This window comes from uncultured Microbulbifer sp. (assembly GCF_947504145.1).
GTDB lineage: Bacteria > Pseudomonadota > Gammaproteobacteria > Pseudomonadales > Cellvibrionaceae > Microbulbifer.
This window is the reverse complement of the sequence record NZ_CANNGQ010000002.1, coordinates 546499-571646: the sequence shown is the minus strand read 5'-3', so window position 1 is coordinate 571646 and position 25148 is coordinate 546499. Positions and strand designations below refer to the sequence as shown.

General features: G+C 57.5%; 20 protein-coding genes. 9 read left to right on the top strand and 11 right to left on the bottom strand.

Translation table 11 applies throughout. From position 1 onward, the window contains the following. The first annotated feature begins 261 nt into the window (after positions 1–261). The gene (locus Q1A74_RS08970; RefSeq protein WP_299594851.1) at positions 262–2511 is read left to right on the top strand and encodes a hypothetical protein; all 2250 of its coding nucleotides are present in this window, start codon (positions 262–264) and stop codon (positions 2509–2511) included. A 242-nt stretch (positions 2512–2753) separates the two neighbouring features. Further along, positions 2754–5267, top strand: a complete 2514-nt coding sequence (locus Q1A74_RS08965; RefSeq protein WP_299594849.1) for a choice-of-anchor D domain-containing protein — start codon at positions 2754–2756, stop codon at positions 5265–5267. 72 nt (positions 5268–5339) lie between these two features. Here the strand turns inward: Q1A74_RS08965 and Q1A74_RS08960 are convergent, their stop codons facing one another. The 6 genes from Q1A74_RS08960 to Q1A74_RS08935 form a co-directional block, all read right to left on the bottom strand. Continuing rightward, entirely contained in the window at positions 5340–6083 is a 744-nt protein-coding gene (locus Q1A74_RS08960; RefSeq protein WP_299594847.1) for a TerC family protein, read from the bottom strand. 99 nt (positions 6084–6182) lie between these two features. Next, a complete protein-coding gene (locus Q1A74_RS08955) occupies positions 6183–6572 on the bottom strand; it encodes an STAS/SEC14 domain-containing protein (RefSeq protein ID WP_299594845.1) in 390 nt (129 codons plus the stop codon). A 172-nt stretch (positions 6573–6744) separates the two neighbouring features. Then, complete coding sequence (locus tag Q1A74_RS08950) at positions 6745–7053, bottom strand: hypothetical protein (RefSeq protein WP_299594843.1); 309 nt, start codon at positions 7051–7053, stop codon at positions 6745–6747. 196 nt (positions 7054–7249) lie between these two features. After that, entirely contained in the window at positions 7250–8767 is a 1518-nt protein-coding gene (locus Q1A74_RS08945) for an aldehyde dehydrogenase (RefSeq protein WP_299594841.1), read from the bottom strand. Between the two features lie 125 nt (positions 8768–8892). Then, the gene (locus tag Q1A74_RS08940) at positions 8893–9417 is read right to left on the bottom strand and encodes an asparaginase (protein ID WP_299594839.1); all 525 of its coding nucleotides are present in this window, start codon (positions 9415–9417) and stop codon (positions 8893–8895) included. A 112-nt stretch (positions 9418–9529) separates the two neighbouring features. Beyond that, positions 9530–10192, bottom strand: coding sequence for a fumarylacetoacetate hydrolase family protein (locus Q1A74_RS08935; RefSeq protein WP_299594837.1), 663 nt, complete (start codon positions 10190–10192; stop codon positions 9530–9532). A gap of 155 nt (positions 10193–10347) precedes the next feature. Between Q1A74_RS08935 and serA the strand changes: the two genes are divergently transcribed. Continuing rightward, on the top strand, positions 10348–11580 hold the full coding sequence (gene serA / locus Q1A74_RS08930; RefSeq protein WP_299594835.1) for a phosphoglycerate dehydrogenase: 1233 nt from the start codon (positions 10348–10350) through the stop codon (positions 11578–11580). A 137-nt stretch (positions 11581–11717) separates the two neighbouring features. After that, positions 11718–12644: an EamA family transporter RarD gene (gene rarD, locus Q1A74_RS08925; protein ID WP_299594833.1), complete on the top strand. Its 927-nt coding sequence runs from the start codon at positions 11718–11720 to the stop codon at positions 12642–12644. Between the two features lie 35 nt (positions 12645–12679). On the opposite strand, the gene Q1A74_RS08920 is transcribed toward rarD, so the two are convergent. From Q1A74_RS08920 to Q1A74_RS08910, 3 genes are all read right to left on the bottom strand, one after another. After that, positions 12680–13660 (bottom strand): alpha/beta hydrolase, encoded by a 981-nt coding sequence (locus Q1A74_RS08920; RefSeq protein WP_299594831.1) that lies wholly within the window; start codon positions 13658–13660, stop codon positions 12680–12682. Positions 13661–13744: 84 nt separating this feature from the next. Next, positions 13745–14809: a class II fructose-bisphosphate aldolase gene (fba, locus tag Q1A74_RS08915; RefSeq protein ID WP_299594829.1), complete on the bottom strand. Its 1065-nt coding sequence runs from the start codon at positions 14807–14809 to the stop codon at positions 13745–13747. Between the two features lie 192 nt (positions 14810–15001). Next, positions 15002–16165: a phosphoglycerate kinase gene (locus Q1A74_RS08910; protein ID WP_299594827.1), complete on the bottom strand. Its 1164-nt coding sequence runs from the start codon at positions 16163–16165 to the stop codon at positions 15002–15004. 415 nt (positions 16166–16580) lie between these two features. On the opposite strand from Q1A74_RS08910, the gene Q1A74_RS08905 reads away from it, so the two are divergent. Then, entirely contained in the window at positions 16581–16778 is a 198-nt protein-coding gene (locus Q1A74_RS08905; protein WP_299594825.1) for a CPXCG motif-containing cysteine-rich protein, read from the top strand. 331 nt (positions 16779–17109) lie between these two features. On the opposite strand, the gene Q1A74_RS08900 is transcribed toward Q1A74_RS08905, so the two are convergent. Continuing rightward, positions 17110–17496, bottom strand: coding sequence for a hypothetical protein (locus Q1A74_RS08900; RefSeq protein ID WP_299594823.1), 387 nt, complete (start codon positions 17494–17496; stop codon positions 17110–17112). Between the two features lie 462 nt (positions 17497–17958). Between Q1A74_RS08900 and Q1A74_RS08895 the strand changes: the two genes are divergently transcribed. The 4 genes from Q1A74_RS08895 (at position 17959) to Q1A74_RS08880 (ending at position 22579) form a co-directional block, all read left to right on the top strand. Beyond that, positions 17959–18189 carry a DUF350 domain-containing protein gene (locus Q1A74_RS08895; RefSeq protein ID WP_299594821.1) on the top strand — a complete coding sequence of 77 codons (231 nt, stop codon included), beginning with the start codon at positions 17959–17961 and terminating at the stop codon, positions 18187–18189. 10 nt (positions 18190–18199) lie between these two features. After that, on the top strand, positions 18200–19015 hold the full coding sequence (locus tag Q1A74_RS08890; RefSeq protein ID WP_299594819.1) for a transglutaminase domain-containing protein: 816 nt from the start codon (positions 18200–18202) through the stop codon (positions 19013–19015). A gap of 62 nt (positions 19016–19077) precedes the next feature. Continuing rightward, positions 19078–20256, top strand: a complete 1179-nt coding sequence (locus Q1A74_RS08885; protein WP_299594817.1) for a GGDEF domain-containing protein — start codon at positions 19078–19080, stop codon at positions 20254–20256. 211 nt (positions 20257–20467) lie between these two features. Then, complete coding sequence (locus Q1A74_RS08880; protein ID WP_299594813.1) at positions 20468–22579, top strand: S8 family serine peptidase; 2112 nt, start codon at positions 20468–20470, stop codon at positions 22577–22579. A gap of 68 nt (positions 22580–22647) precedes the next feature. On the opposite strand, the gene Q1A74_RS08875 is transcribed toward Q1A74_RS08880, so the two are convergent. Then, complete coding sequence (locus tag Q1A74_RS08875) at positions 22648–25038, bottom strand: zinc-dependent metalloprotease (RefSeq protein ID WP_299594811.1); 2391 nt, start codon at positions 25036–25038, stop codon at positions 22648–22650. Between the last annotated feature and the right edge of the window lie 110 nt (positions 25039–25148).

The following is a 25148-nucleotide window of genomic DNA, read 5'->3' as shown; positions in this document are numbered from 1 at the left end:
TCGGTGACACCTCTAATTGGTATTGGTTGAGTGATTAATGTCTCACAAACTGTGATGCATTTCGAATTCGATTAAATTTCGCACAAAACGGAACCCCGTGAATCTGGCACTGGACCTATTGCGACCCTGCAGGTGGCGCTAACTGGAAAGATCGGATTGCGAGAACCTGAACTGGAAGATTCAGGTTGCGAGCGAACGAGCTGTTTCTATTGTGCCCGCGACATCAGGCCATTCATCCACCCGATCTGTGTGAACAAAACAATGAAAATGATTCGACACCTCACAATGGCGGCATTTCTGAGTGCTTGTGCAGCCCCAGGCCTCCATGCTGACACCCTCCTCGACGAGGACTTTCAGGACGGCAATATTGCCGGTTGGAGTACCACTGGAACCGTGTACGCCAACGCCTATTACGGGAATTATTCCATGGGTTTGCGCGGGGCCAATGCCAGCGCCAGTTACACTCTGTCGACCACAGGCTACGTGAACGTCAACATCGCGCTGGATATATCCGCATACTCGCTGGAAAATGGCGACCGCTGTATCGCAGAGGTATCCAACGACGGAGGCAACTCCTGGGTAAATGCGATTACGCTGGAGAACGGCCAGGACAACAGCGCCCTGTATACCGCCAGCAGCGTGGCAATCGATGCGGATAATAAAAGCCAACTGGTCATCCGCTATCGCAATGCAGTAAACCGCCACAACGATTACTGCTACGGTGACAATATTCTGGTGACCGGCGACCTGGATAGCGGCGGTGGGAGCAGTAGTAGCAGCAGCAGTAGTAGCAGCGGCGGTAGCAATGACGACTACTACGATGAGCTGACCGGTTCCGGCAGTGTTTCCCGCAGCTCGTTGAGTTACTCGACGCTGATGACCGGCAGTGACCCGGGAAGCCGCGTAGATCTGTCTGCTTACGGCGTGCCACAGAATGCTGCGCACCCGGAACACGCGCTGGCGGGCACACTGAGCCTGAGCGGTGAAGCTACCGGTGGTAGCTTTTCCGAAGTCGTGGACACCTACAATTACACGGGCAGTGGTGACAACACGCGCAAGCATCTACCAGAATTTGAATTCCAGTTTATTCAGACCGGAAGCCATATTTTTCCGCTGGAGCGCGGCTCTATTGCCAGCGCCCATCCGGATTGGGAATACGTGCTGACACCAGGGCGAGTGTGGCAGGAAACCAGTGATAATGGTTACAGCCGCGCCGCCATCCCCTTCGCACTGCAGCAGCGCAATGCCAACTGCATGCACAACGGGGTGATGACTTTCCTGTTCAAGGAAGACGGCTCCACCTCAAAAGTCGCCTACCAGATCAGTAGCGAGACGTGCCTTTACTTCAAGGCCGACTGGTGGGGACTACTCAGCGCCACCTACACGCCCGAGTCCATTGCCAACCAGAGCCAGCTGATACAGGACTATCAGGCGGAAATTGCCGCGCGCATGCCGACCAAGCCACTGTCTGATCTCAACACGGACTATCCTGGTACCGACCCTTCCGCGTTTGCAGCACCGAACAGCACAGATGCCAGCCACGTTAGCACTGCCGGCTTTATTTACGGTGGTGTGCACTACCGTGGCGACTGCGTAACTCGCTATGGGAATTACCCGTACTGTGACTCCATGGTGGTACCTTCCTACTCCACCGCAAAGTCCTTCTTTGCCGGTGTGGCCATGATGCGCCTGGAGAAACTTTACCCGGGCGTGCGCAACACAAGTGTTGCAAGTCACGTTCCCGCCTGTAGCAGTAATGGCAACTGGTCGGACGTCACCCTGAACAATCTGTTGGACATGGCCACCGGTAATTACGGCAGTACTACCTATATGTCGGATGAGGGTGCAGCCCATACCGATGGCCTTTTCCTTGCCGATAGCCACAGCAATAAGATCAGTTACAGCTGCTCCCAGTACACGCGCAAGGCCACGCCGGGTAGCCAGTGGGTATACCACACCTCTGACACCTACATTGCCGGCACCCACATGAATGACTATCTGCAGGACCAGCAGGGCAGCAGCGCGGATATCTTTGCCGATACCATTGTTGCGGACCTGTGGGCGCCGCTCGATGTCAGCCCTACCGGCCAGTACACACGCCGTAGTTACGATTCGGTGGAGCAACCGTTTGCCGGATGGGGCCTGATGTGGCTGCCGGATGATCTGGCAAAAATCGCAAGCTTTGTAGGCATCGATGATGGCGAGATCAATGGCCAGGAAATGTTGTCCAGCACCCAGCTCGATGCCGCGCTGCAGCGCAATAGCACCGATACCGGGACCGTGCCGCTGACCGACTATCGCTACAACAACGGCTTCTGGGCGCACAATGTGGCCGGCAACTTGAGTGGCTGCAGTGGTAATCAGTGGATTCCATTCCTGTCCGGCTTTGGTGGCATCACCGTGGTGCTACTGCCAAACGATAGCGTCTACTACTACTTCAGTGACAACGACACCTATTACTGGCTCGAAGCGGTACAAGAGGCGCACCAGATACAGAGCGCCTGTCAGTAAGCATAATTTCCTGAGTCTCCTATGTGATCCCGCTTCGGCGGGCCCGTACCCGGGCCCGCCTTTTTTATATCCACGAAATTCGAGATAGAAATTTTCGCGCCTGTTCTTTTCTGGCCCTACCCGGCACCCATAGCTGGTCCTACAGTAAACGGGCCGCTCCCCTCATGTTACTAACATGCAACTTCGCGCTCCCAGGTCGAGGAGTTGCACGGACGCTTCAAAACAATAATCAAGGTGCGAATATGAAATCGAGATATCAACTGCCTCGAGCCAGGCTTGCGGCTGTCTTTTTACTGTTTAGTGCAGCTGGTTCCGCCAGTCTCCAGGCAGAGACCATCTACGCTGACAGTTTCAGCAGCGGCGATATCAGCGGATGGAATACGACGGGCAACGTGGACGCACACAACGGAACCATCCGTTTGCGCGGTGGCTCCAGCGCGAGCCACACCCTTTCTACGGCAAGTTATTCCTCTGTGTCCGTCGCCCTGACCATGTCTGCCGGGTCCCTGGAAAACAACGAGTTCTGCTACGCGGAAATCTCCACCGACGGTGGCAGCAGCTGGACGACGGCGGTAACGGTTGCCAACGGCGACGATAACGGCAGCCAGTTCAGTGCCAACAGCGCACCTGCCGGCATCGACAACAACACCAGCGTGCAATTGCGTTTTCGCGGCACAGGCTCGACCACTGGCGATTACTGCTACGGCCACCAGGCGCTGATGACCGGCACAGGAGGCGCACCGACTGATCCCGATATCGACGCACCCGGCGCGGTCAGTTTTGGAAGCCTGTCTCCCGGTGGCAGCAGCGCACAGTCGATCACGGTTTCCAACCAGGGCTCAGCAGCACTGGTGATCAGCAGTACCAGTGCACCAGCGGCGCCGTTCAGTATTTCCAGTAACAACTGCTCGACCGTTTCCACTGGCAGCAGCTGCGCTATCTCGGTGACGTTTGCACCTTCAGCGGAAGGCAGTTTCAACAGTGGTATCACTCTAACATCGAACGATCCAGACGAGCCCAGTGTGACCATCGCGCTTAGCGGCTCTTCCAGTGAAGGCGGTGGCAGTGTCGAGGACTTTGACCCGCTCACAGGCAACGGCAATGTATCCCGCTCCGCGCTGACGATGACCACGCTGATCAATGGCAGCGACCCGGGCAGCCTCGTGGACTTTTCCAACTACGCCCTACCGGCGCAGGCCGCTATGCCCACCAATCAATTCGAAGGTGCACTGGAACTGTTCGGTGAAGCCAGCGGTGGCGCTTTTGATGAAATCAAAGATACCTTCCGCTACACCGGTTCGCAGGATGCCACGCGCAAGCACCTGCCGGAATTCAATTTTGAATTTGTGCAGACCGGCAGCCATATTGTTCCGAGCGAACGCGGCTCCATCGCCAGCGCACACCCGGAGTGGGAATATGTACTGACACCCGGGCGTGTGTGGAACGAGAACGGAGACGCGGGCTACAGCCGTGTGGCACTGCCCTTCGCGCTACAGCAGAAAAATGCCAACTGTATGCACAACGGCGTTATGACATTCCTGTTCAAGGATGACGGTTCCGTATCGGACGTCGCTTACCAGATCGCCAGCGAAACCTGCCTATATTATCAATTCGATATGTGGGGCCAGCTCTCTGCGAGCTATAACCCACAATCGGTCAGCAACGGGGCCGCGCTGGTAAGTGATTACCAGGCAGAAGTAGCCGCGCGTATGCCAAGCAAACCGCTGAGCGTCCTCGCACAGGACTATCCGGGTACCGATTACACCGCCTTCGCCACCCCCAATGGCAAAGATCCGGCAGCGATCTCTCTGGTCGGCTTTGTGATTGATGGTACCCACTATGTGGGCGGCTGCAGCACACGCGAAGGAGACTATCCCTACTGCGAATCTCTGGTGGTGCCGTCGTATTCCAGTGCCAAGTCTGTATTTGCCGGTGGCGCTATGATGCGCCTGGAACAGAAATATCCGGGCACATTTAACCAGTCTATCGGCAGCTACATCGGCGAGTGCAACGGCAATGGCAACTGGAACGATGTGACCTTCGGCAATGCGTTGGATATGGGTACCGGCAATTACAAACTCGCCGGCTATATGAGCGATGAGGGAGCCAGCCATACCAATGACCTCTTCCTGCCGGAGGACCACGCCAGTAAAATCAATTACAGCTGCACCGAGTACTCGCGTAAGGCCAGCCCCGGCACCAAGTGGGTGTACCACACCTCGGATACCTACATTCTCGGCACCGCGATGAATGCGTATTTACAGGGAATCGAGGGCAGCAGCAGCGACATTTTCCAGGACATCCTGCTGGACGAAGTGCTGGCGCCCCTCAATGTGAGCCCCACGGCTGAATTCACCCGCCGCACTTACGACGGTGTGCAACAGGCATTCGCTGGCTGGGGACTGATCTGGCTGCGGGACGATGTGGCAAAAATCGGCAGTTTGTTTACCGGCAGCAGCCAGTCCACCCTCCATCAAGCACAACTGGACGCCGCCATGCAGCGTGACGCCACGGATCGCGGACTGGAACCATTGAACGACTACAAGTACAACAATGGTTTCTGGGCCCACGAAATCAGCGGCAGTATCAGTGGCTGTAGCAACCCACTGTGGTTGCCGTTCATGTCCGGCTACGGCGGCATTTCCGTACTCATCCTGCCCAACAACTCGCTGTACTACTACTTTGGCGATGACGACGAGTACCTGTGGATGGATGCAGCACAGGAGGCGCACAGCATTCGCAGTTTGTGCCAGTAAAGCTTTCAGGCAACAAAAAAAGGGGCGATTAAATCGCCCCTTTTTTTGTGCTCAATTTAAGCGATTCACTTACTATTCGCGAATAGGCTTGTGCAACTTAACCGCTTTCGCTTTCTTACCGCGCATTCGGATATTCAGCATCTCCACTGCCATCGAGAATGCCATGGCGAAGTAGATATAACCTTTGGGTACATGCACGTCGAAGCCTTCGATAATCAGCGTCACCCCGACCAGGATCAGGAACGACAGCGCCAGCATCTTGATGGTGGGATGACGATCGACAAAATCGCCAATGGGCTTTGCGGCCAACAACATGACGGCAACGGCAAGAATGATCGCAATGGCCATAATGGAAATATGATCCACCAGCCCCACCGCGGTAATCACCGAATCCAGTGAGAAGACGATGTCCAGAACCGCGATCTGCGCCAGCACCATGCCGTAAGTAGCCGTCGCCGTGCTGGTGGTCTCGCCATCAACACCCTCCAGGCTGTTGTGAATTTCATGGGTCGCCTTGAACAGCAGGAACAGGCCACCACCGATCAAGATCACATCCCGGCCGGAAATCTCTTCGCCGAACACGGTAAACCAGGGTTCCGTGAGGCCCATGATCCAGGCGATGGAAAACAGCAGCCCCAGGCGGGTAATCATCGCCAGCGCCAGGCCGATAAAACGTGCGGACTCCCGCTGTTTTTCCGGCAGCCGGGCGACGAGGATGGAAATAAAGATAATATTGTCGATCCCCAGAACGATTTCCAGGGCAGCCAGTGTGGCCAGGGCGATCCACGCCTCCGGGCTCGCAATCCATTCGAACATGCAACAGTTCCTGTCAATTTATTGTCATAGGAATCACACAGCACCCGTGAAGGTGCTGCGCTAGGAAGATAACCGCATTAGCGTCAATAGAGGGGGAGTTTACGAGGTTTCCTGCAACCACGCCAAGGCAGGCGCCTTGTCTTCGAAAAAACGGGCTTCGCCGCCTATAAACCAGCTGCCGATCTTGGCCGCGGTCTCCTGCCAAGACTTGTTCCCCACCATGGCCACTTTGTGGAACTGACGACCGTGTTTTACCCCGAGCTTCAGATCATCCCACGCCGCGCGAATCTCCCAGCCCTGCAGCTCGCGCATGTCCATCATCACATCAATTGTCGGGTGCTCCATACCGGCAATCGCGGACTCCAGCATGGGCACGAGGGTTTCGTAGTCCGCGTGCTCCAGCTTGCCCCGTGCGTGCATACTCAGTAACACACGCTCGTTGCCGGTGCGCTCGATGCTTACGGAAAAACCGTGGTGGTATTCGCCCATTCATTGTCTCCCCTGACGCGAGGGCCAGATTCCGCATAAAGGTCTACACACAGGTATAACGTAGCCGGTTAACAATGCCCAGCGCCATACCAGGAGAGGGAACGTCCACGGATAAACGAGAAAGGGCCGCAAGTGCGGCCCACAAAGTTCAGCTTTAGATTATCGCCGGAATTCAGTAGGACAGAATATCCACTATTTCGTGGGTAGCGTGGATCAACCGCACCAGCTCGCCCTCAATGCGCACAGTAACGAGCCCGTGGCGATCCACTGGCTGCACGACGACGGCGTGGTGGTAGATATCGTCCTCAAGGATATAACCCGGCTGGAGTTTTTTCTTCCAGCCCGGGGGTAGCTCGCCACCGCGCTCGACTTTTTTCTGTAAGCCGGGAGGCAGGTCGCCGTGTTTGTCGGGTTTGGCATAGGCGGTGGCTACCGGCGCGACAAGAGCGACTGCAACCAGGGCAGTGGTCAGGCGTTTCATCATCTGGTTCCCTAGCATTCAAAATCAATGGTCAATGGAATAGCGCCATGGTAAACCGGTTCCCGGTTTCCGCATCCGCTGCACATCACACTTTCATTATTCATTGCCGCGGATGACTGCACGCTGAACGCGATAAAAAATGGGCCGCGATTGCGGCCCAGTGGAGTCAGATTTACGCCTTCGCGAAACTCTCTGGTCAGCTGATGTCAATCCAGGTGGATTTCAGCTCGCAGTATTTATCCAGCGCATGCAGGGACTTGTCGCGGCCATTGCCAGACTGTTTGAAGCCGCCGAAAGGCACGGTGATGTCGCCACCAAAATAGTTGTTGATCCACACGGAGCCGGCGCGGATATCGCGGGCCATACGGTGTGCACGGCTGATGTCTTTGGTCCACACACCGGACGCAAGGCCGTAAATGGAATCGTTGGCGATGTTGAGCGCTTCTTCTTCGGTTTCGAATTCAATCACCGAAAGTACCGGGCCGAAGATTTCTTCGCGGGCGATTTTCATATCGCCGCTTACGCCTTTAAATATGGTCGGCTCGTAGTAGTGCCCGCCTTCCACCGCATCCGCCGGCTTGCCGCCGCAGACCAGCTGTGCGCCCTGCTCCAACCCTTTCGCCACATAAAACTCCACGGTGTCGAACTGGCTCTGGTCGATCAGGGCACCCATGACGGTATTCGGATCTTGCGGGTGGCCGGGCTTGAAGCGCTCGGAGGCTTTTTTCACCTTCTCGATAAAGGTGTCAGCGATGCCTTTTTCCACCAGCAGGCGCGTACCGGCGGTGCAGGTTTCGCCCTGGTTGTAAAACACCGCGAGTGCGGCGGCTTCCGCGGCTTTATCCAGGTCCGCGTCGGCGAATACGATGTTCGGGCTCTTGCCGCCCAGTTCGAGGAAGGTGCGTTTCAGGTTGGACTGACCGGAGTACTCGGTAAGGGTTTTGCCCACCTCGGTAGACCCGGTGAAGGTCAGACCGTCGATATCCATATGCAGCCCCAGAGTTTTCCCCAGAGTACTGCCGGGGCCGGGCAACACGTTCAGTACGCCATCCGGCAGGCCCGCCTCTTTGGCGAGGCCCGCAAGTTTAATCGCAGTCAGCGGCGTATTGGACGCGGGCTTCAGGATCACGCTGTTGCCGGTAGCGAGCGCCGGACCCAGCTTCCACGCAGTAGTGGACAACGGAAAATTCCACGGCACGATGGCCGCCACCACCCCCAGGGGCATACGGGTAATCAGCCCGATTTCGGTGGGGCCGGTCGGGGCGATTTCATCGTAAATTTTGTCAACGGCTTCGGCGGTCCAGCGAATAGTGGTAACGGCACCGGGCACGTCCACATTCATGGTATCGCTAATGGGCTTGCCGGCATCGAGGCTTTCCAGCAGGGCGATCTCATCGCGGTTTTGTTCGATCAGTTCAGCGAAGCGCACCAGGATTTTTTTGCGATCCATGGGTGGCATATGGGACCAGACACCGGACTCGAAAGTATCCCGCGCAACCTTGACCGCGCGCTCGGCATCCTCCGGGCCACAGCTGGCCACCTGTGCCAGCTCGCGGCCATCGGCGGGGCTGGTGGAGGGGCGGGTTTTGCCGGAGAGGGCATCGACGTACGCACCGTTAATAAACGCCCGGCCCTCGATCGCGAGGGCATCGGCCATGGCGAGCCACTCCTGAAGCGTCTGCGGGGTCGGCTTGTTGCTGGCCTGGTCGGTCATGGCACACCTCGTATTGGGGAATTAACTATTAAACTGAAGGAATATTCAGTTTATACCTAAAATGTGATCACAAATCAAAGGATGGCTTTTATCCGTCATCCCGAATCAGGCGGCTTGAGATGTCTTCAGGTAGCCTCAAAGGTGCCGGTTTCCAGGTTCTTGCGCGCACCGGGAATGCGGAACACGCGATTGTGGAAGGCAATATAGAAGCCGGGCTCCGCCAACCGCGCAGTGAGCAGAGCCTCGGTTACATTCTGGCGTGCGTCGGAATCGATGAAGCCCATCGGGCGCATGGCGCCAGTAAAGACCACGGGCACCTTGGGTGTGCCCATTTTTTCAAAGCAGTATTCGGCAGTGACCGCCATGGTATCGGTGCCGTGCAGGATGACAATGGGGTCGCCTTGATCGGCGGTGCGCGCGATGGCTGCGCAAATCTGGTCGCGGTCGCTGTTGTCCATCTCCAGGGAGTCTTTGTTGAGGATGCTCTCCAGTTCCAGATGGGTATAGGGCAGGCGCAGGCTGCTGATCAGACCCTCGCGGATAATGGACGCGCGGTTCTTGAGGGTGCCCTCGGACTCGCAATAACTCTTTTCGATGGTGCCACCGGTGGTGAGAATGCGGATAGTGGTCTTCTGGTTGATCTCTGTCATCGTTTTGCCCGCTGAATGAGTACAAAAATGCGCATCTTAGTGGTGGTTTTGGAATGGGACAATCTTAGTTTGCCTTGTGCTGCACTCCACTTCTGGCGCACATGAGCAAACATCAAGCGACAGAAGTCTCCACCAGTAACCAGTCCTCCTCCAACCCCATCGCAACCCGGTCACCGACCGCCAGCTCACCGACACCCGCTGGCGTACCAGTCAACACCACATCTCCCGGCAGCAGGGTGAAATAGCTGCTGATATAGGCCACCAGGTCCAGAATCGGGGTGAGCATATGACTGGATTTGCCGCGCTGGCGAATCTCGCCGTTCAGCCAGAGCGTGTAGGTGAGGTTGTCCCAGTCCGGCAGCCAGTCCAGTTTTACAAAAGGCGACAGCGGGCAGGCGCCGTCGAAGCCCTTGGCCTTTTCCCACGGCTGTCCCAGTGTTTTCAGGTCTGACTGCAAATCCCGCAGAGTCAGGTCCAGTGCCAGCCCCAGCCCGGCAATGGCCCCGGGTACATCCGCGGCATTGGCATCCGTCAATCGCTCGCCGATCAACAGCGCCAGTTCCCCTTCGAAGTGGCAGCTGCCGCGCCCCCGGGGAATATGCACCGGCTCGGACATGGGCGCGGCCGCGGTAGCGGGCTTGATAAACAACAGCGGCTCATCGGGCACCGGGTTGTTCAGCTCCGCCGCATGCGCCGCGTAATTGCGCCCCACGCATACAATCTTGCCCAGAGGGAGGTCGACGGGAGTTTTGCAGGTAAAAGTGTGCTGATACATAACCATATTCGATAGCTAGGATAGATATTGCGTATAAAGCTTTATAAAGCCCTTGTGTTATGATGCCGCCCTCGCCGGGCCCCCGGCGATTTCCAAACCGATTTTCTTTAACCCGCCGCGATACATCTTGATCGCGCCCGGCCAAGAGACCCGCTATGGCTCCTCAGACTTCTCTTCAGAAAGACAAAATCCGTATTCTGCTATTAGAAGGCGTTCACCAGTCCGCGGTGGACCTGCTGTCTTCCCGCGGCTACACCAATGTGGAATATATCAAGACCGCCCTGCCAGAAGACCAACTGATCGAGAAGATTGCCAGTGCGCATTTTGTCGGGATCCGATCCCGCACCCAGCTGACCCGCAAGGTACTGGAGAATGCTAACAAGCTGATCGCGGTGGGCTGTTTCTGTATCGGCACCAACCAGGTCGACCTGCAGGCCGCTACGGACCTGGGCATCGCGGTATTCAACGCGCCCTATTCCAATACCCGAAGCGTAGCCGAACTGGTGATTGCCGAGGCGATCATGCTGCTGCGTGGCATTCCCGAGAAGAACATGGTCTGTCACCGCGGCGGCTGGCAGAAGTCTGCTGTCGGCTCCTATGAAGCCCGCGGCAAGACACTGGGCATCATTGGCTACGGCGCCATCGGCTCGCAGACCTCCGTGCTGGCCGAAGGCATCGGTATGCGCGTGATCTTCTTTGACGTGGTCACCAAGCTGCCCCTGGGCAACGCTTCCCAGGTGAACAGCCTGGACGAGCTGCTGGCGCAGTCCGACGTGGTATCCCTACACGTCCCCGAACTGCCGTCCACCAAGTGGATGATCGGTGCCGAGCAGATCGCCAAAATGAAGAAAGGCGCAATCCTGCTGAACGCGTCCCGCGGTACCGTGGTGGAAATCGAACCGCTGGCGGAAGCCCTCAAGAGCGGCCACCTGGCGGCCACCGCCATCGATGTATTTCCGGTAGAGCCTCGCGGCAATGACGACGAGTTCGTCTCCCCCCTGCGCGGCCTCGACAACGCCCTGCTGACCCCGCACGTGGGCGGTTCTACGGTGGAAGCCCAGGAAAATATCGGTGTTGAAGTATCCGACAAGCTGGCGCTCTACTCCGACAACGGCACCACCACCAGCTCGGTGAACTTCCCGGAGGTGGCCCTGCCGAGCCACGCCGGCGCGCACCGCCTGCTGCACATCCACAAGAATGTGCCCGGCGTACTCGGCGCCATCAACCAGGTGTTCTCCGACAACGGTATCAACATCTCCGCACAGTTCCTGCAGACCAACGAGACCGTGGGTTATGTGGTGATCGACGTGGATGCCGAGTACTCCGATCTGGCGCTGGAAAAATTGAAAAATATCCCCGGCACTCTGCGCTGTCGCGTATTGTTCTGACTCCAACCGCGCCGGGTACCCGGCGCCGGCTTCTGACGGACCTCGCCCAGGTCTGTTACACTTTTCGAAACCCGGACCAGCCTAATGCGCTGTCCGGGTTTCTTTTTTCCTGTCTTTGCGATTAAGCGGCTTCCCACGTGCACAACCAGGCTGTAGAAAACCAAAATTCCGACGCCGCCACCGGTTTGCTGGCCGGCCTCGGCGCCTACCTCATCTGGGGATTTGCGCCGCTCTATTTCAAGCTACTGAGCGACCTTTCTGCCCCCGAGATTCTCGCCCACCGCAGTATCTGGTCGCTGTTACTGGCGCTGATTTTACTGGCACTGCTAGGCAAGTTGCGCGGGCTGCGCTCGATATTTGCCTCCCGCAAAACTATGCTCGCACTCCTTGTCTCCACTGCCCTGATCAGTACCAACTGGCTGATCTTCATCTGGGCGGTGACCAATGGGCACCTGCTGGATGCGAGCCTGGGTTACTACATCAACCCCCTGCTCAGCGTATTGCTGGGTGTGGTGGTGCTCGGGGAACGCTTGCGCCCGCTGCAGTGGATTGCAGTGGCGCTGGCGACGGTGGGTATCACCTACGAGCTGTGGCAGTTTGGCCGTCTGCCGCTGGTAGCCCTGGGCGTCGCGATCACGTTCGGGTTCTACGGACTGGTGCGCAAGCAGACACCGGTGGACAGCCTCACCGGGCTCACCGTGGAAACCCTGTTCCTGCTGCCGCTGGCGGTGGGTTTCCTGTTCTGGACCAGCAGCCCCACCAGCGACCTGCTGAATAATTCGTGGCAACTGAATAGCCTGCTGATGCTGGCTGGCCCGGTGACACTGACACCACTGCTCCTGTTCAATATCGCCGCGCGCCGGCTGAACCTGTCCACCCTGGGATTCCTGCAATACCTTGGGCCGACATTGATGTTTTTCCTCGCGGTGGTGCTGTACAACGAGCCGTTCGATAAAACCAAACTGGTGACGTTTATCTTTGTGTGGATAGCGCTGGGCTTTTATTCAGCGGACGCGCTGATACTGCGGCGCAAACGGCGGGTGCTGAGGAACAAGGCTATCTAGAAGGGACGCTCAGGGCTACCATCTAGAAGGGACGCTCAGGGCTGTTCCAGCCACTCGTCCAGGGCGGCAATAATCTGCTGCCGGTAGGGCTGGGTCTCATTGATCATCTGGTGGCGGGCGCCGCGGATAATCACGCGCTTGCTGTTGGGGAAGCGACCGTGAATGGCGCGCATGTTGTAACGCCAGTCCACGGTTTTGTCGTCAGTCCCCTGAATCACCAGGATCGGCTTGGGATTACGGCTGGTTTTGGGAAATACCTTGAGCCAGTCCACCATTGCCCCCAGCCAGCGGATCGACATCACTGGAGACTGCAGCGGATCCCGGTGTGCCTGGCGGCGCGCGAACTCGGCATCGTGGGTGTTGATATTGAACCCGCGGCTGGGATGCGGCATCAGATAGCGCCCGAGGTAGAACATCCACTTACGCAGATGCCAGTTGGCCGGACGTACCAGTGGTGCCAGCAGCATCACCTTGTCGAAGGGCTGCCACAGGCTGAACTGCAGATAGCTCAACAGAGTAGCACCGCCGGTACTCTGCCCCAGGCCATGCCACGGCTCCGGCACTTTGCCCCGCGCCCGCCGCAGCAGCGCTTCCAGCACTTCCCGATATTGCAGAAACGTATCGATGGCCACCGGCTCGCCGCTGGAGAGTCCATGGCCGGGAAAATCCACTGCGACCACATTGAAACCGCGCTCCAACCCAAAGCGGATGGCCGCGCCGTAAATACCGGTGTGATCGAAATAGCCGTGACAAATAAACAGGGTGCCCTTGGGCCGGGCAACCTGCCAGTACTGGGCGACAAGCTCAAAGCCCGTGGCCCTGAAGGTGCCGATGCCGGTACCGAATGCTTCGCCGAAATTGAGGCGATAGTAGTTGCGGTAAGACGCTACCGACTCGGGAAGGGGCTGATCGCAGGCGAAGTCCAGCTCGGGCAATTCCTTGCGCAGTGCGGAATAGTCTGGCCGGCGGATCACCGGGCTGGGGTCGACAGCGTTGAATTCTTTCAGCAGATCCATGACTTAATGGTACTGCATTTTAAAACGAAAAAGGGCGAACTGAAGTTCGCCCTTTTTACTCACCCGTTCTGATTCCAGTAGCGATCAATTGATCTTGGGAACCAGTTCACCCTTCTCATAGCGCTGGTACATAGTCTCCAGGCTGATGGGCTTGATTTTGCTGGCATTGCCAGCGGTACCGAAGGCCTCATAGCGGGCCAGGCAGATTTCCTTCATGGCCTGGGTAGTGACCTTGAGGAATTTACGCGGGTCAAACTCGGCCGGGTTCTGGGCCAGGAAGCGACGCACCGCACCGGTGCTGGCGAGGCGCAGGTCGGTATCGATATTCACCTTGCGCACACCGTGCTTGATGCCTTCGCAGATCTGCTCGACCGGCACACCGTAGGTTTCGGGAATCTCACCGCCAAACTCGTTGATGACCTTTAGCCACTCCTGGGGTACCGAGGAGGAACCGTGCATGACCAGATGTGTATCCGGAATGCGCGCGTGGATTTCCTTGATGCGGTCGATGGCGAGGATGTCACCGGTGGGTGGACGGGTGAACTTATAAGCGCCGTGGCTGGTGCCGCAGGCGATGGCCAGGGCGTCGACCTGAGTCTGCTTAACGAAGTCAGCGGCCTCTTCCGGATCGGTCAGCAGCTGGTCGTGAGACAGCTTGCCCTCGGCACCCACGCCGTCTTCCTCTCCGGCCATACCGGTTTCCAGAGAACCCAGGCAGCCCAGCTCGCCTTCTACCGAGGCGCCACAGGCGTGGGCCATTTCGACCGCGCGCTTGGTCACGTCTACGTTGTACTCGTAAGACGCCGGCGTCTTGCCGTCTTGCATCAGTGAGCCGTCCATCATTACTGAGCTGAAGCCCAGTTGCAGAGAGCGCTGACACACCGCCGGGCTGGTGCCGTGATCCTGGTGCATGACCACAGGGATGTGCGGAAACTCTTCCACTGCCGCCAGGATCAGGTGGCGCAGGAAAGGCGCGCCAGCGTATTTGCGGGCACCGGCAGAGGCCTGAACGATCACCGGAGAGTCGGACTCGTCGGCCGCCTCCATGATCGCGCGCATCTGCTCCAGATTGTTGACGTTGAACGCCGGCACGCCGTAGCCGTGTTCGGCGGCGTGGTCCAGCAGCTGACGCAAGCTGATTAAAGCCATGGAAAAACCCTTTCTCGTCGAAATTAAATTGGTATTTGGTACTGCTTGTGTGCGATTCCTGAGCCGGGCCCGGTCGCATCTATTTTTTTAATCTGGGTACTTCTGTATCTACATCTGTATCTACATCGGAAAAACATTGAAACAGCTAAGCGACGCGCGCGGACATCAAACGCCGGCGCGTCGCGCAAAGACTTACTCGCCGGCGCGGCTTTCCAGCATCGCGACTGCCGGCAGCACCTTGCCTTCCACATACTCGAGGAAAGCGCCACCCCCAGTAGAAATATAGGAAACCTGCTCGGCAATGCCGTATTTGTCGACCGCTGCCAGGGTGTCGCCGCCGCCGGCAATAGAGAAGGCGTCGCTGTCGGCAATCGCCCGGGAAAGACGCTCGGTACCGCCACCGAACTGGTCGAACTCGAACACACCCACCGGGCCATTCCAGATGATGGTCTTGGCGCCCTTGAGGATTTCCGCCAGTACCGCCGAGGAATCTGGGCCGATATCAAAAATCATATCGTCCTCGGTAACGGAATCCGCGTTTTTGGTCTCAGCGACGGCAGACTCACTGAACGCCGTGCCGGTCACCACGTCTGTAGGCAGCGGGATATCGCACTTTTCCATCAGGCTCTTGGCGGTATCAACCAGATCGTGCTCGCACAAAGACTTGCCCACCGGCTTGCCGGCTGCCGCGAGGAAGGTGTTGGCAATGCCGCCACCGACGATCAGCTGGTCTACTTTGTCCGACAGGCTCTCCAGCACAGTCAGCTTGGTGGAAACCTTGGAGCCACCGACGATGGCCACCATGGGGCGCGCGGGTTCCGCCAGGGCCTTCTCCAGCGCGTCCAGTTCCGTGGCCAGCAGCGGGCCGGCACAGGCAACGGGGGCAAACTTGGCCACACCGTGGGTGGAGGCCTGGGCCCGGTGTGCGGTGCCGAAGGCATCCATCACAAAGATGTCGCACAGCGCCGCATACTGCTTGGCCAGCGCTTCATCGTCTTTCTTTTCGCCTTTGTTAAAGCGCACGTTTTCCAGCAGTGCCACATCTCCATCTGCAAGTTCCACGCCGCCCTGCCAGTCCTTGATGACCGGGACGTCTTTACCCAGCAACTTGCCCAAGTGGGCGGCGACCGGGGCCAGGGAAAACTCTTCGGCGTATTCGCCTTCAGTGGGGCGACCCAGATGAGACATCAGCAGGACTTTGGCACCGGCGTCCGAGGCGGCCTTGATGGTGGGAAGTGCCGCGCGAATACGCGCGTCGGAGGTGACCGCACCGTCTTTTACCGGTACGTTCAAATCTTCGCGGATCAATACGCGCTTACCCGCCAGATCCTGGTCCTTCATCAATTTAACCGCCATGTTCAATCCTCTTTTGCTGGTCACTGAAGGGCATCTCGGAAAATCTACTGCGCGGGCGCCTGACGGCGTCCGCTCGCTACGATCTCTACTAGAGGTGCCCTGAATACTTACTCACCGCTGCCCCCAGCGCTAGAGCGGGGAAAGCGGGCGCGGATTATACGCTTTTGCGCCGCTGGCGGTCACCGCCCGGGGGCTCCGGAATTTGGCTACCCTGGGCCGGCTGAAACAGGCGCGAGTATATCAATCCGTTTTGTAAATGAATTACCGCACACTTCCGATAACGCACTGACACCGCTGTCATTATTACAAAAACGCAAAGAAAATCGCTTCAGCGCGAATTTGCCCGCTTCCGGGCCGGCTGGGGCGAGGTCTATATTGGGTAATGCGCGGAGGATAAACCGATGTGGAGAGACCGATGCAGGCACGTGTGGAAGAATTTACCGACCAATGCCCCTACTGCGGCGAGAGTATTCTGATGCTGATCGACACCTCCGGCGGCAGCCGCCACTATATCGAAGACTGCACCGTGTGCTGCCGCCCGATTCAGGTACTGGTGAGCGTGGATATGGCGGGGGACTGGCAGGTACAGCTCAAGCACGAAAACGACGCTTGAGAGTGCTCGCCACAGACGTGAATATTGTCTTCCTGTAGCGGGCGCGCATCCTGGGTAACGATATCGGGACTTTCGCTGGCAGGAATACCGGTTTTATCGGTGAACGCCTGCGCGGCTCGCATGATTTTTTATCTGAGTCGAGCGAAACTGGGCAATACGCCCCCCGCAAGCCCGATATATCGCATATGAAATCAAGTTGTTAGCGCCCAACCGAAAAGACGTCTTTTCTCATTTTTCGCGCAGACAAAAAAATGGTTTGCCAGCTAGCTGACAAACCATTTTTTCCGACTTAATGTCCCGACCACAGGCCGGGGCCAAGGGTCAGATCAACTTACTGCAGATCTTTAATGCAGCTGTTGTACTCATTGATATACACTTCACTACCGCGGTTAGGTACCTCGTTGGACTTATCCGCAGCCGCACTACGACAACCTTCGATCTGGTCACCGGTCAGCCCAGTACCCGGCAGGGTCTGACTGCGCTGAGACATGTGCGCTTGCGATGCACGGTCTTTATGCGCTTGTACAGTGGGCTGAGGAACCTGATAGAACATGCCGGTTTCCTCATTGAATTGATAGAAGTTATCGCCGCTGTGCCAATAGGTTTTACCCAGGATCTGTACTTCCGAAGAACCAGCAGGCAGCTGAGACATCGGTTGCTGCGCCAGGGCAACACCAGAGAGCGAACAAAACAGAACTACAGGTAACAGATAACGCATGATGATCTCCTCATCTCCCAATGTGTCAGGAAGTCTATTCAGCGCCGTTGCCATTCCCCACAGAAAAATCTGCTAAAATCCTACCTTTCCAGAACCCGCCACGGGTTATTGGTCAGCCGTTTTTTCTCCTTTGATTTCAGACTGCTGCTCTTCCCGTAAAGCATCCAGATGCGCACTGGTTTCCTCTGCCGCCGACCTTTTTGTGGCAAGATTTTCCAGCCCGCCAGAGCCTCTTTCGCGCGCTTTTCACGGCAATCAACCGACTTCGAGCACTCAAAAAGTCAGCCCTGACATCTTAGGCAGAATCCCCCCCCCTTTTTGCCTTAAGAAGTCGATACTTCCCATAAGAAGGGCTTCGCTGGTTGCCGTTCGCTCCGGCGTGGAGCAGAGACAAACTGGCGGAAAACTCACACACGATATGATCTAATTGCGCGCGCATATGGCTTAAACGGATCAATCATCGTGCAATCTGAATTCTTCACCGCGACCCTGTTCAATCTTGGGCTGAACCTGCTTTACACCCTGCTGGCACTGCTGATCGGCATGGTGGCGCTGCTGATCATCGATAAGAAATTACTCAAGCACGTGGATATTGAGGCGGAGCTGAAAAACGGCAACATCGCAGTGGCCATATTTGCTTCCACCATTCTGGTATTTGTGGCCCTGATTATTTCCTTCGGCCTCAAGGGCTGAGGCAACCAGCGTGCGCCTGTTACTGACTGGTATTCTCCTGGGATTCATATTGATGCTGCCAGAGCTGCTGCAACAGCGGCAGCAGTCGGAGCAGGACAAATACATCCTGCAAGCCCAGCAACGGCCGTCAGACCGCAACGCTGACACTGCTCAACAAAAGGATAATCAGCGCGGCACAGTGGTGGTGACAGGAAGTCAGTCACCGCTGACGGAGCCCATGGTGCACCGAGCCGTGGGCAAGCGCTCCGAGCACGAGAGTAGTTATATTTCCATCTGGAACTGGCAAGGCCTGGAATCGGTCACCGCCACCGCGCGCGGGCTGGATAAGCTGCACCACTTCGCCAACAGCTACCTGGTGGGGTTCCAGCCATTTGAAACCAAGGATCTCTGGGTACCGCTCTACACCCTCGCCATCCGCAAGGAATACCAGTACGACCACCTGCAATACGCTGGGCTTGCGGATATCTGGCAGACCTCTCGTCAGGCCTATTATCAAAAGCGCGGAGACTGTGAGGACCACGCGATTCTGCTGGCGGACTGGCTGATCAATCTGGGTGTGGATGCACGGGTTGCACTCGGCACCCACAAGGGCGAAGGGCACGCTTGGGTGGTGGCCATCGTGAACAACACTGAATACCTGCTGGAAGCAACCAGCAAACGCCGCCAGTCCAACTGGCAGGCGATGCCCCTGGCCGCACTGGCAGAGGGTTACGATGTGGAGTTTCAGTTCAACCGGAACTACTTCTGGGCCAAGACCACCTCGGCTCCCACACGCAACTACCGCGGAAAGCACTGGATCAGGAAGTCCCAGTTTATTCGCGGGTAATATCGATACAGGGTGCCGATCCAGTTGATTGGATCAACATATAAATACCCAGGGAAAAGGCCATGGCGGCAACGGACTATATTTTCATCTCCATGCTGTTGACCAGCTCAATGCTGGGCAGCATATTCCTGATTACCTGGTTTACCATCGAGCGAAAACCGCACGCGCTTTTCTGGTCGGCCGTATTCTGGGTGTCAGCGATCAACATGTTGATGAATGCCACCCGCGAGCTCTTCCCCGATCGCAACATCTACTGGGTCATCGTCAACGCCTCAACCTTGATCATGCTTGCCCTTACTCTGGCGGGCTACCGCGTGCGTGCAGGGCTATCTCCCTTTCCCCTACCGGTTATCGGCTTTCTGCTGTGCGTAGAAATTGCGATTACCTGGTTTACCCTGGTGGACTACCACATGGGGTTGCGCATGATGTTCACCCCATACTGCGGCGCCATCATGGGTGTACTGTGTGTCATCACCCTGTTTAAAAAAGGTAAGACGTTGCGCGCTGCTGAATGGGGCGTGGTTGTCATTTACACATTGTATGCGATTGCCCAGATCGGCTACGGCACTGTGGCGCTGATGCAGGGCCCGCAGCTGGATACCTACTGGCTCGGTATCTATCAACAGATGAACCTGCTACTCATGCCCGCGGTCTTCAGCGGACTCGGGCTTTTTACCGTGTTGATCATTGCCGACGATCTCTCAGTGCGGATGCGGCATTTAGCCACCACCGATCAACTCACCGAACTGCTCAACCGGCGTGGTTTTTTTGAAGCCGCGGACCGTTTTCTGGAAAACTGTCGCCGACACGATGAGTTGGCTTTTCTCGCGCTGACCGATATTGATCATTTCAAAAAAATTAATGATCGCTACGGCCATGCCGCAGGCGATATGGCGCTGCGGCGCTTTTCCGCACTGCTCAATCACGAGTTGCGCCGCAATGACCTCCGCGCGCGCGTCGGCGGCGAAGAGTTTGCGATTCTGTTCACCGCCAGTAATTTATCAGAGGCAAAACAAATACTCGTGCGCCTGAAATCCGCCATCGAATTAATGCCGATAACCGGGAAATTCTGGCAATTTTCAATGACCGCCAGTTTTGGCCTCGTCTCCATGTGCCCGAGCAGAGACAATATTTTCCAGGCACTGATCCGCGCGGACGGCCTGCTGTATCGCGCCAAGGCCAATGGCCGCAATTGTGTCGTCAGTGACCATGAGGCCTCCCCGTCTCCCATTCCCGCCTGAGCCCGCCACCACTCGCCGATTAAAAAGCCCCCTTCAAAACCAGACTCAAAACTCAGCTGCTAGTCTTAAATTAGCGGCGCCAGGACGGCGCAAAGGACTAACCCTGGCGCTTTCCCTGCGCCTGCAGTGCAAGGACGCATCCGTGATCTTCCGTAGCTCAACACACACCCGCTTCGTGGCAGTCGGTCTATTTTTCTGGCTCGCCTCACTCATGACGACAATCGGCGTAGCGCAATCCCTACAAGACACGAATCCGCTGCCACAGCAACTGATCCTGAGACTGGCCGAGCCGCTGGCAAAGCGTGACCATCGCCAGTTCGCCGCCAATCTTTCACAGCTCACCGGAACCGAGCTGCACTTCCGTCGCAGCCTGGCCGGGGGGCGCTTCGATCTGGTACGGCTGCAACATCAACTGCCTGACGCGGCCCTGCAACAACTGATCCGCGTACTGGAACGCCAGCCCGGCGTGCTGTCAGTAGAAACTGACCGCATGATGCAGCACACCGCCGTACCCAATGACAGCCGCTACAGCGAACAGTGGCACTATTTCGAGGGTACCGGCGGTATCAACCTGGAGGCCGCCTGGAGCACCCACGATGGCAGTGGCGTAGTGGTAGCGGTGATCGACACCGGAATTACCGACCACTCGGACCTGAGCGCCAACATCATCCACGGATACGACTTTATCGACGATACCGCCGTTGCCAACGATGGCGACGGGCGCGACGCGGACCCCAGTGACCCTGGCGACTGGTTGCGCGCCTGGGAATGCGGTTTTTTCAACCCCTCCCAGCCGAGAAACAGCAGCTGGCATGGCACCCATGTGGCCGGAACCATCGCCGCGGTGACCGATAACGGCCAGGGGGTTGCCGGCGTCGCGCCAGGCGCAAAAGTGCTCGTCGCTCGGGTACTCGGTAAATGCGGTGGTTACACCTCGGATATTATCGATGCCATCGTTTGGACGTCCGGCGGAAGTGTGTCCGGGGTACCCGCCAATGCCAACCCCGCACAGGTCATCAACCTGAGCCTGGGTGGTCAGGGCAGTTGCAGTGCGGCCATGCAGAACGCCATCGATACCGCCCGCGCCAATGGCGCCACGGTGGTCATTTCCGCCGGCAACAGCAATGCAGACAGCGCAGACTTCTCACCAGCAAACTGCAATGGCGTTGTGACGGTGGCAGCAACGGATCGCCAGGGCAATCGCGCGCCTTACTCCAATTACGGCAATACCGTGGAAGTCAGCGCGCCGGGCGGTGAAACCGGCACCACGGCCAACGGCGTGCTCTCCACATTGAATAGCGGCACGCAGGGACCGGCGCAGGAAACCTATCGACACTATCAAGGCACCAGTATGGCCGCGCCGCATGTGGCCGGAGTTGCCGCACTCCTGCACCAGGCGAGCCCCGGCCTCACACCGGACCAGGTCCTGCAGGCGATGCAGGATACTGCCCGGCCGGTTCCCGGGAGCTGCAGTGGTGGTTGCGGCGCAGGTATTGTCGATGCACGTGCGGCACTGGATGCAGTGAGTGACGGCAACCAGCCGCCCAACGCACAGTTCACCTGCTCCGATAATGAACTGACCCTGAGCTGCACCGATCAGAGCGGCGATAACGACGGCAATATCACTCAGTGGGCATGGGATTTTGGCGACGGGAATGAATCCAGCCAGCAGAATCCCCAACACACCTACGCCAGCGACGGCACCTATCAGGTAACCTTGACGGTAACCGACGACCAGAACGCCAGCGACAGCAGCACGCAATCATTCAACGTGTCAGGGACGTCAGAAAACGCGGCGCCGGAAGCGCGTTTCACATTTACCACCGACGGGCTGGACGCGAATTTTACCGATAGTAGTAGCGACAGTGACGGCAGCGTCGATTCCTGGAGCTGGGACTTCGGCGACGGCAACACTTCGTCGGCCCAGAATCCCGCACACAGCTATGCCGCTGCTGGCACCTATACTGTGGTGCTGACGGTCACCGATGACGAAGGTGCCACCGACGCCACCAACCAGCAAATCACCGTCAGCGACGCGGCGGGCAATACGCCCCCGGAAGCAAGCTTCGAAGTCTCCGTTTCCCGCTCAACCGCCAGTTTTACCGATACCAGCAGCGATAGCGACGGCAACATTCAGAGTTGGCTCTGGGATTTCGGGGACGGCACCAGCTCCAGCGCACAGAACCCCAGCCATGCGTACACGGAAGACGGCACCTACACCGTCACTCTGACCGTCACCGACAACGACGGCGCCAGCCACTCTGTGTCGATGGCCGTGACAGCAACCTGCCGGTTCCGCTGGGGCGGGCAGTGCTTCTTCTGACCTTCTCAATCCGCAGAAACGCAAAGGCCGTGCAATTTGCACGGCCTTTGCGTTTCTGCGGGCAACAGTCAGATCGGCGAGCCCGGCGGCATGGATTTGAGGTCACCGGCTTCCACTTCCAAATCACCCGCCATAAAAGACGCGATGCGGTTGGCCTCATAGAAATAGTGCGCGTTGTACCCGTGGGGATCATCGCCGAATAATTTCATTCCACCGATCGCGTGCTGAAACTTCGCCAGCTCAAAATTCGCGCGGGCGCGGGCGGATTCCGGTGCTTTGTTGTTGCCTGCCAGCAGCATCAATTGATGGATATACACATGATTGACCCGCTGGTGGATCGCCGCCTCCAATCCCTCATAGCGATCACCATCCAGCGCCTGCTCGGTCAACTGGGCGAGCAGGGTGTTAAATCCTGGACTCTCGCCGCGCCGTGCCTGCTGTTGTTGCAAACGCGCGGCGCGCTGGGGGTTAAGTAATATCGAGAAGGTATGGCCTGCAGCGGCCTCTGCCATGGCAATGCTGTCGAAGGCAACACCGGTATAAGCCGGAAAGCTCTCATTGGTGCGGCTATAGCCATAGGACTTGGGCGGCAGTAACCGCAGTACATTTTCCGGTAGGGTGAGAAACGCCGGCTTCAGGGTAGCAGCCAGGCTATCAATGGCCTGCTGCTGCTTTTCGGCGGGCACCATGGTGTAACTCTCGCCCTCGGCATCGTTGTAAAGGTAGTTGTAATCCAGGCCACCAATCAGCTTGCCCACCGCTTCCGCCTGGTAGCGGTGGCCGTAATATACCGGCACCAGAGTTTCATCCAGAGACGACCGGGCCACGTCCGGCCGATTTGCAGCCACAGAAAAGTTGTCCAGTGCGTGGCGGCGCAAGTCCGTCATGCGCTGGAACTCCTCCAGCACATTTTCACCGTTGTCCCACAAGTGCGATTCGGCATGGGCATTGTTGATCACGCGGGAATCCGGGTCGGAAATAAACCGCAGCTTCTGCTTTTCCGCCTGCTCAATGATTTCAGCAAGATATTCCGATTCGTCCCCTTCAGCGATACCGTACCCATAACGAATAGCGAGCTTGTCCCAGCCGCCCATACCCGTGGCATACGCGTCGTTAAGCTCCAGGTTGCGGCCTTTCAGGGATACCAGTGGAGCCGGGTAATCCATCACCGACGCGCGATCTTCGGTACTGGCAATAAAGTTGTGCGCGAGCCCCAGGGTATGCCCCACCTCGTGCGCAGAGAGCTGGCGAATACGCGCGAGCGCCATCGCCTTGAGGTTTTCTGTATCCGCCTCTTTTTCTCCATAAGGCTGCAACAGGCCCTGAGCGATCAGGAAGTCCTGCCGCACGCGCAGGGAACCCAGAGTGACATTGCCTTTGAGGATTTCACCGGTGCGAGGATCGTAAATAGAGTAACCATAGGACCAGCCTCGGGTGGAGCGATGCACCCAGTTAATCACGTTGTAGCGAACATCCAGCGGATCGGCGTCTTCCGGCAATATCTTTACCTGAAACGCATTTTCAAACCCGGCCGCTTCAAATGCCTGGTTCCACCAGCTGGCCCCATCGATCAAAGCACTGCGTACGGGCTCTGGCACACCGGCGTCCACGTAGTACACGATGGGCTCCACCACTTCATTGCTGTCCGGCTTCTTTTGCAGACGGTGCCGAAAGATCAGGCGCTGATCCATCGGCTGGTCAATCGCCGTTGCGTAGTCGCGGTACTTCAGTGGGAAGTAACCGCTGCGGCTGTGGAACTGGCGCGGCTGGTAGCCCTCGTCTGGCAGGGCCACCAGGGAAATATGCTGGCGCAGGGTGACGAGTTCGGGGGTAGGCACTACTTCCTTCATATAATCGCCGGGTTTACTACCGGCAAAGGTCAGCTGGGCCTCAAACTCGCTGTTGCGGGGAAAACTTTTGGTCCGCGGGAGATAGATTGCCGATTTGCTCGCATCAATCGAGTAGCTGCCCTGCTTGGCATTTTCCAACCGCTTTGCAATACCGTGCTGATCGCTCAGCAGGAAGGGGGTGAAATCAATCAGTACCCCGTGGCCTTCTTCCGCAATCACCTCGAACCCCCACAGCACGGAGGTGGCAAATGCCTCTGCTACCGCGCGCCGCTCCGCGGGGTTATCTGACTGCGCGCGGTAATCCAGATTGACCTGGTGAATCAAGACCTTGTTCCCTACGCGCTCAAACTTCACCACGCGGCTTTCGCCAGCCTGGTTGCGATCGAGGCCCACTGGATTGGAGCCAAGCCCCTGGGCCAGGCCGGAAAGCAATAACAGCTCCCGGTCGAACTGGTCGACCTCCAGCAGCACACGCCCTTTGGTTGCATCCCAGTAAAAATCGAACAACCCCTGTTGTCGGTCCATGGTCGCGGTCAATTTGCTGATCGTTTCGGCCTGCGTACTCATACTGAACAGCAGCGCCGCCATCACCATGATTCTTTTTAGCATGTCTCCCCCGGTGCGCCTTCGAAGCGCCAAATAATTGTTTTGATGCAATAACGACGAAGATAACCAGCCATCACTCATCCGTAAACCTCTATGCACCTGTTGCTCGCACC

What these genes read in the sequence shown, in the direction of transcription:
- Q1A74_RS08970 (WP_299594851.1), top strand. Translation starts at nt 262, where the DNA reads ATGAAAATGATTCGACACCTCACAATGGCGGCATTTCTGAGTGCTTGT.
- Q1A74_RS08965 (WP_299594849.1), top strand. Translation starts at nt 2,754, where the DNA reads ATGAAATCGAGATATCAACTGCCTCGAGCCAGGCTTGCGGCTGTCTTT.
- Q1A74_RS08960 (WP_299594847.1), bottom strand. Translation starts at nt 6,083, where the DNA reads ATGTTCGAATGGATTGCGAGCCCGGAGGCGTGGATCGCCCTGGCCACA.
- Q1A74_RS08955 (WP_299594845.1), bottom strand. Translation starts at nt 6,572, where the DNA reads ATGGGCGAATACCACCACGGTTTTTCCGTAAGCATCGAGCGCACCGGC.
- Q1A74_RS08950 (WP_299594843.1), bottom strand. Translation starts at nt 7,053, where the DNA reads ATGAAACGCCTGACCACTGCCCTGGTTGCAGTCGCTCTTGTCGCGCCG.
- Q1A74_RS08945 (WP_299594841.1), bottom strand. Translation starts at nt 8,767, where the DNA reads ATGACCGACCAGGCCAGCAACAAGCCGACCCCGCAGACGCTTCAGGAG.
- Q1A74_RS08940 (WP_299594839.1), bottom strand. Translation starts at nt 9,417, where the DNA reads ATGACAGAGATCAACCAGAAGACCACTATCCGCATTCTCACCACCGGT.
- Q1A74_RS08935 (WP_299594837.1), bottom strand. Translation starts at nt 10,192, where the DNA reads ATGTATCAGCACACTTTTACCTGCAAAACTCCCGTCGACCTCCCTCTG.
- serA (WP_299594835.1), top strand. Translation starts at nt 10,348, where the DNA reads ATGGCTCCTCAGACTTCTCTTCAGAAAGACAAAATCCGTATTCTGCTA.
- Q1A74_RS08920 (WP_299594831.1), bottom strand. Translation starts at nt 13,660, where the DNA reads ATGGATCTGCTGAAAGAATTCAACGCTGTCGACCCCAGCCCGGTGATC.
- fba (WP_299594829.1), bottom strand. Translation starts at nt 14,809, where the DNA reads ATGGCTTTAATCAGCTTGCGTCAGCTGCTGGACCACGCCGCCGAACAC.
- Q1A74_RS08910 (WP_299594827.1), bottom strand. Translation starts at nt 16,165, where the DNA reads ATGGCGGTTAAATTGATGAAGGACCAGGATCTGGCGGGTAAGCGCGTA.
- Q1A74_RS08905 (WP_299594825.1), top strand. Translation starts at nt 16,581, where the DNA reads ATGCAGGCACGTGTGGAAGAATTTACCGACCAATGCCCCTACTGCGGC.
- Q1A74_RS08900 (WP_299594823.1), bottom strand. Translation starts at nt 17,496, where the DNA reads ATGCGTTATCTGTTACCTGTAGTTCTGTTTTGTTCGCTCTCTGGTGTT.
- Q1A74_RS08885 (WP_299594817.1), top strand. Translation starts at nt 19,078, where the DNA reads ATGGCGGCAACGGACTATATTTTCATCTCCATGCTGTTGACCAGCTCA.
- Q1A74_RS08880 (WP_299594813.1), top strand. Translation starts at nt 20,468, where the DNA reads ATGACGACAATCGGCGTAGCGCAATCCCTACAAGACACGAATCCGCTG.
- Q1A74_RS08875 (WP_299594811.1), bottom strand. Translation starts at nt 25,038, where the DNA reads ATGCTAAAAAGAATCATGGTGATGGCGGCGCTGCTGTTCAGTATGAGT.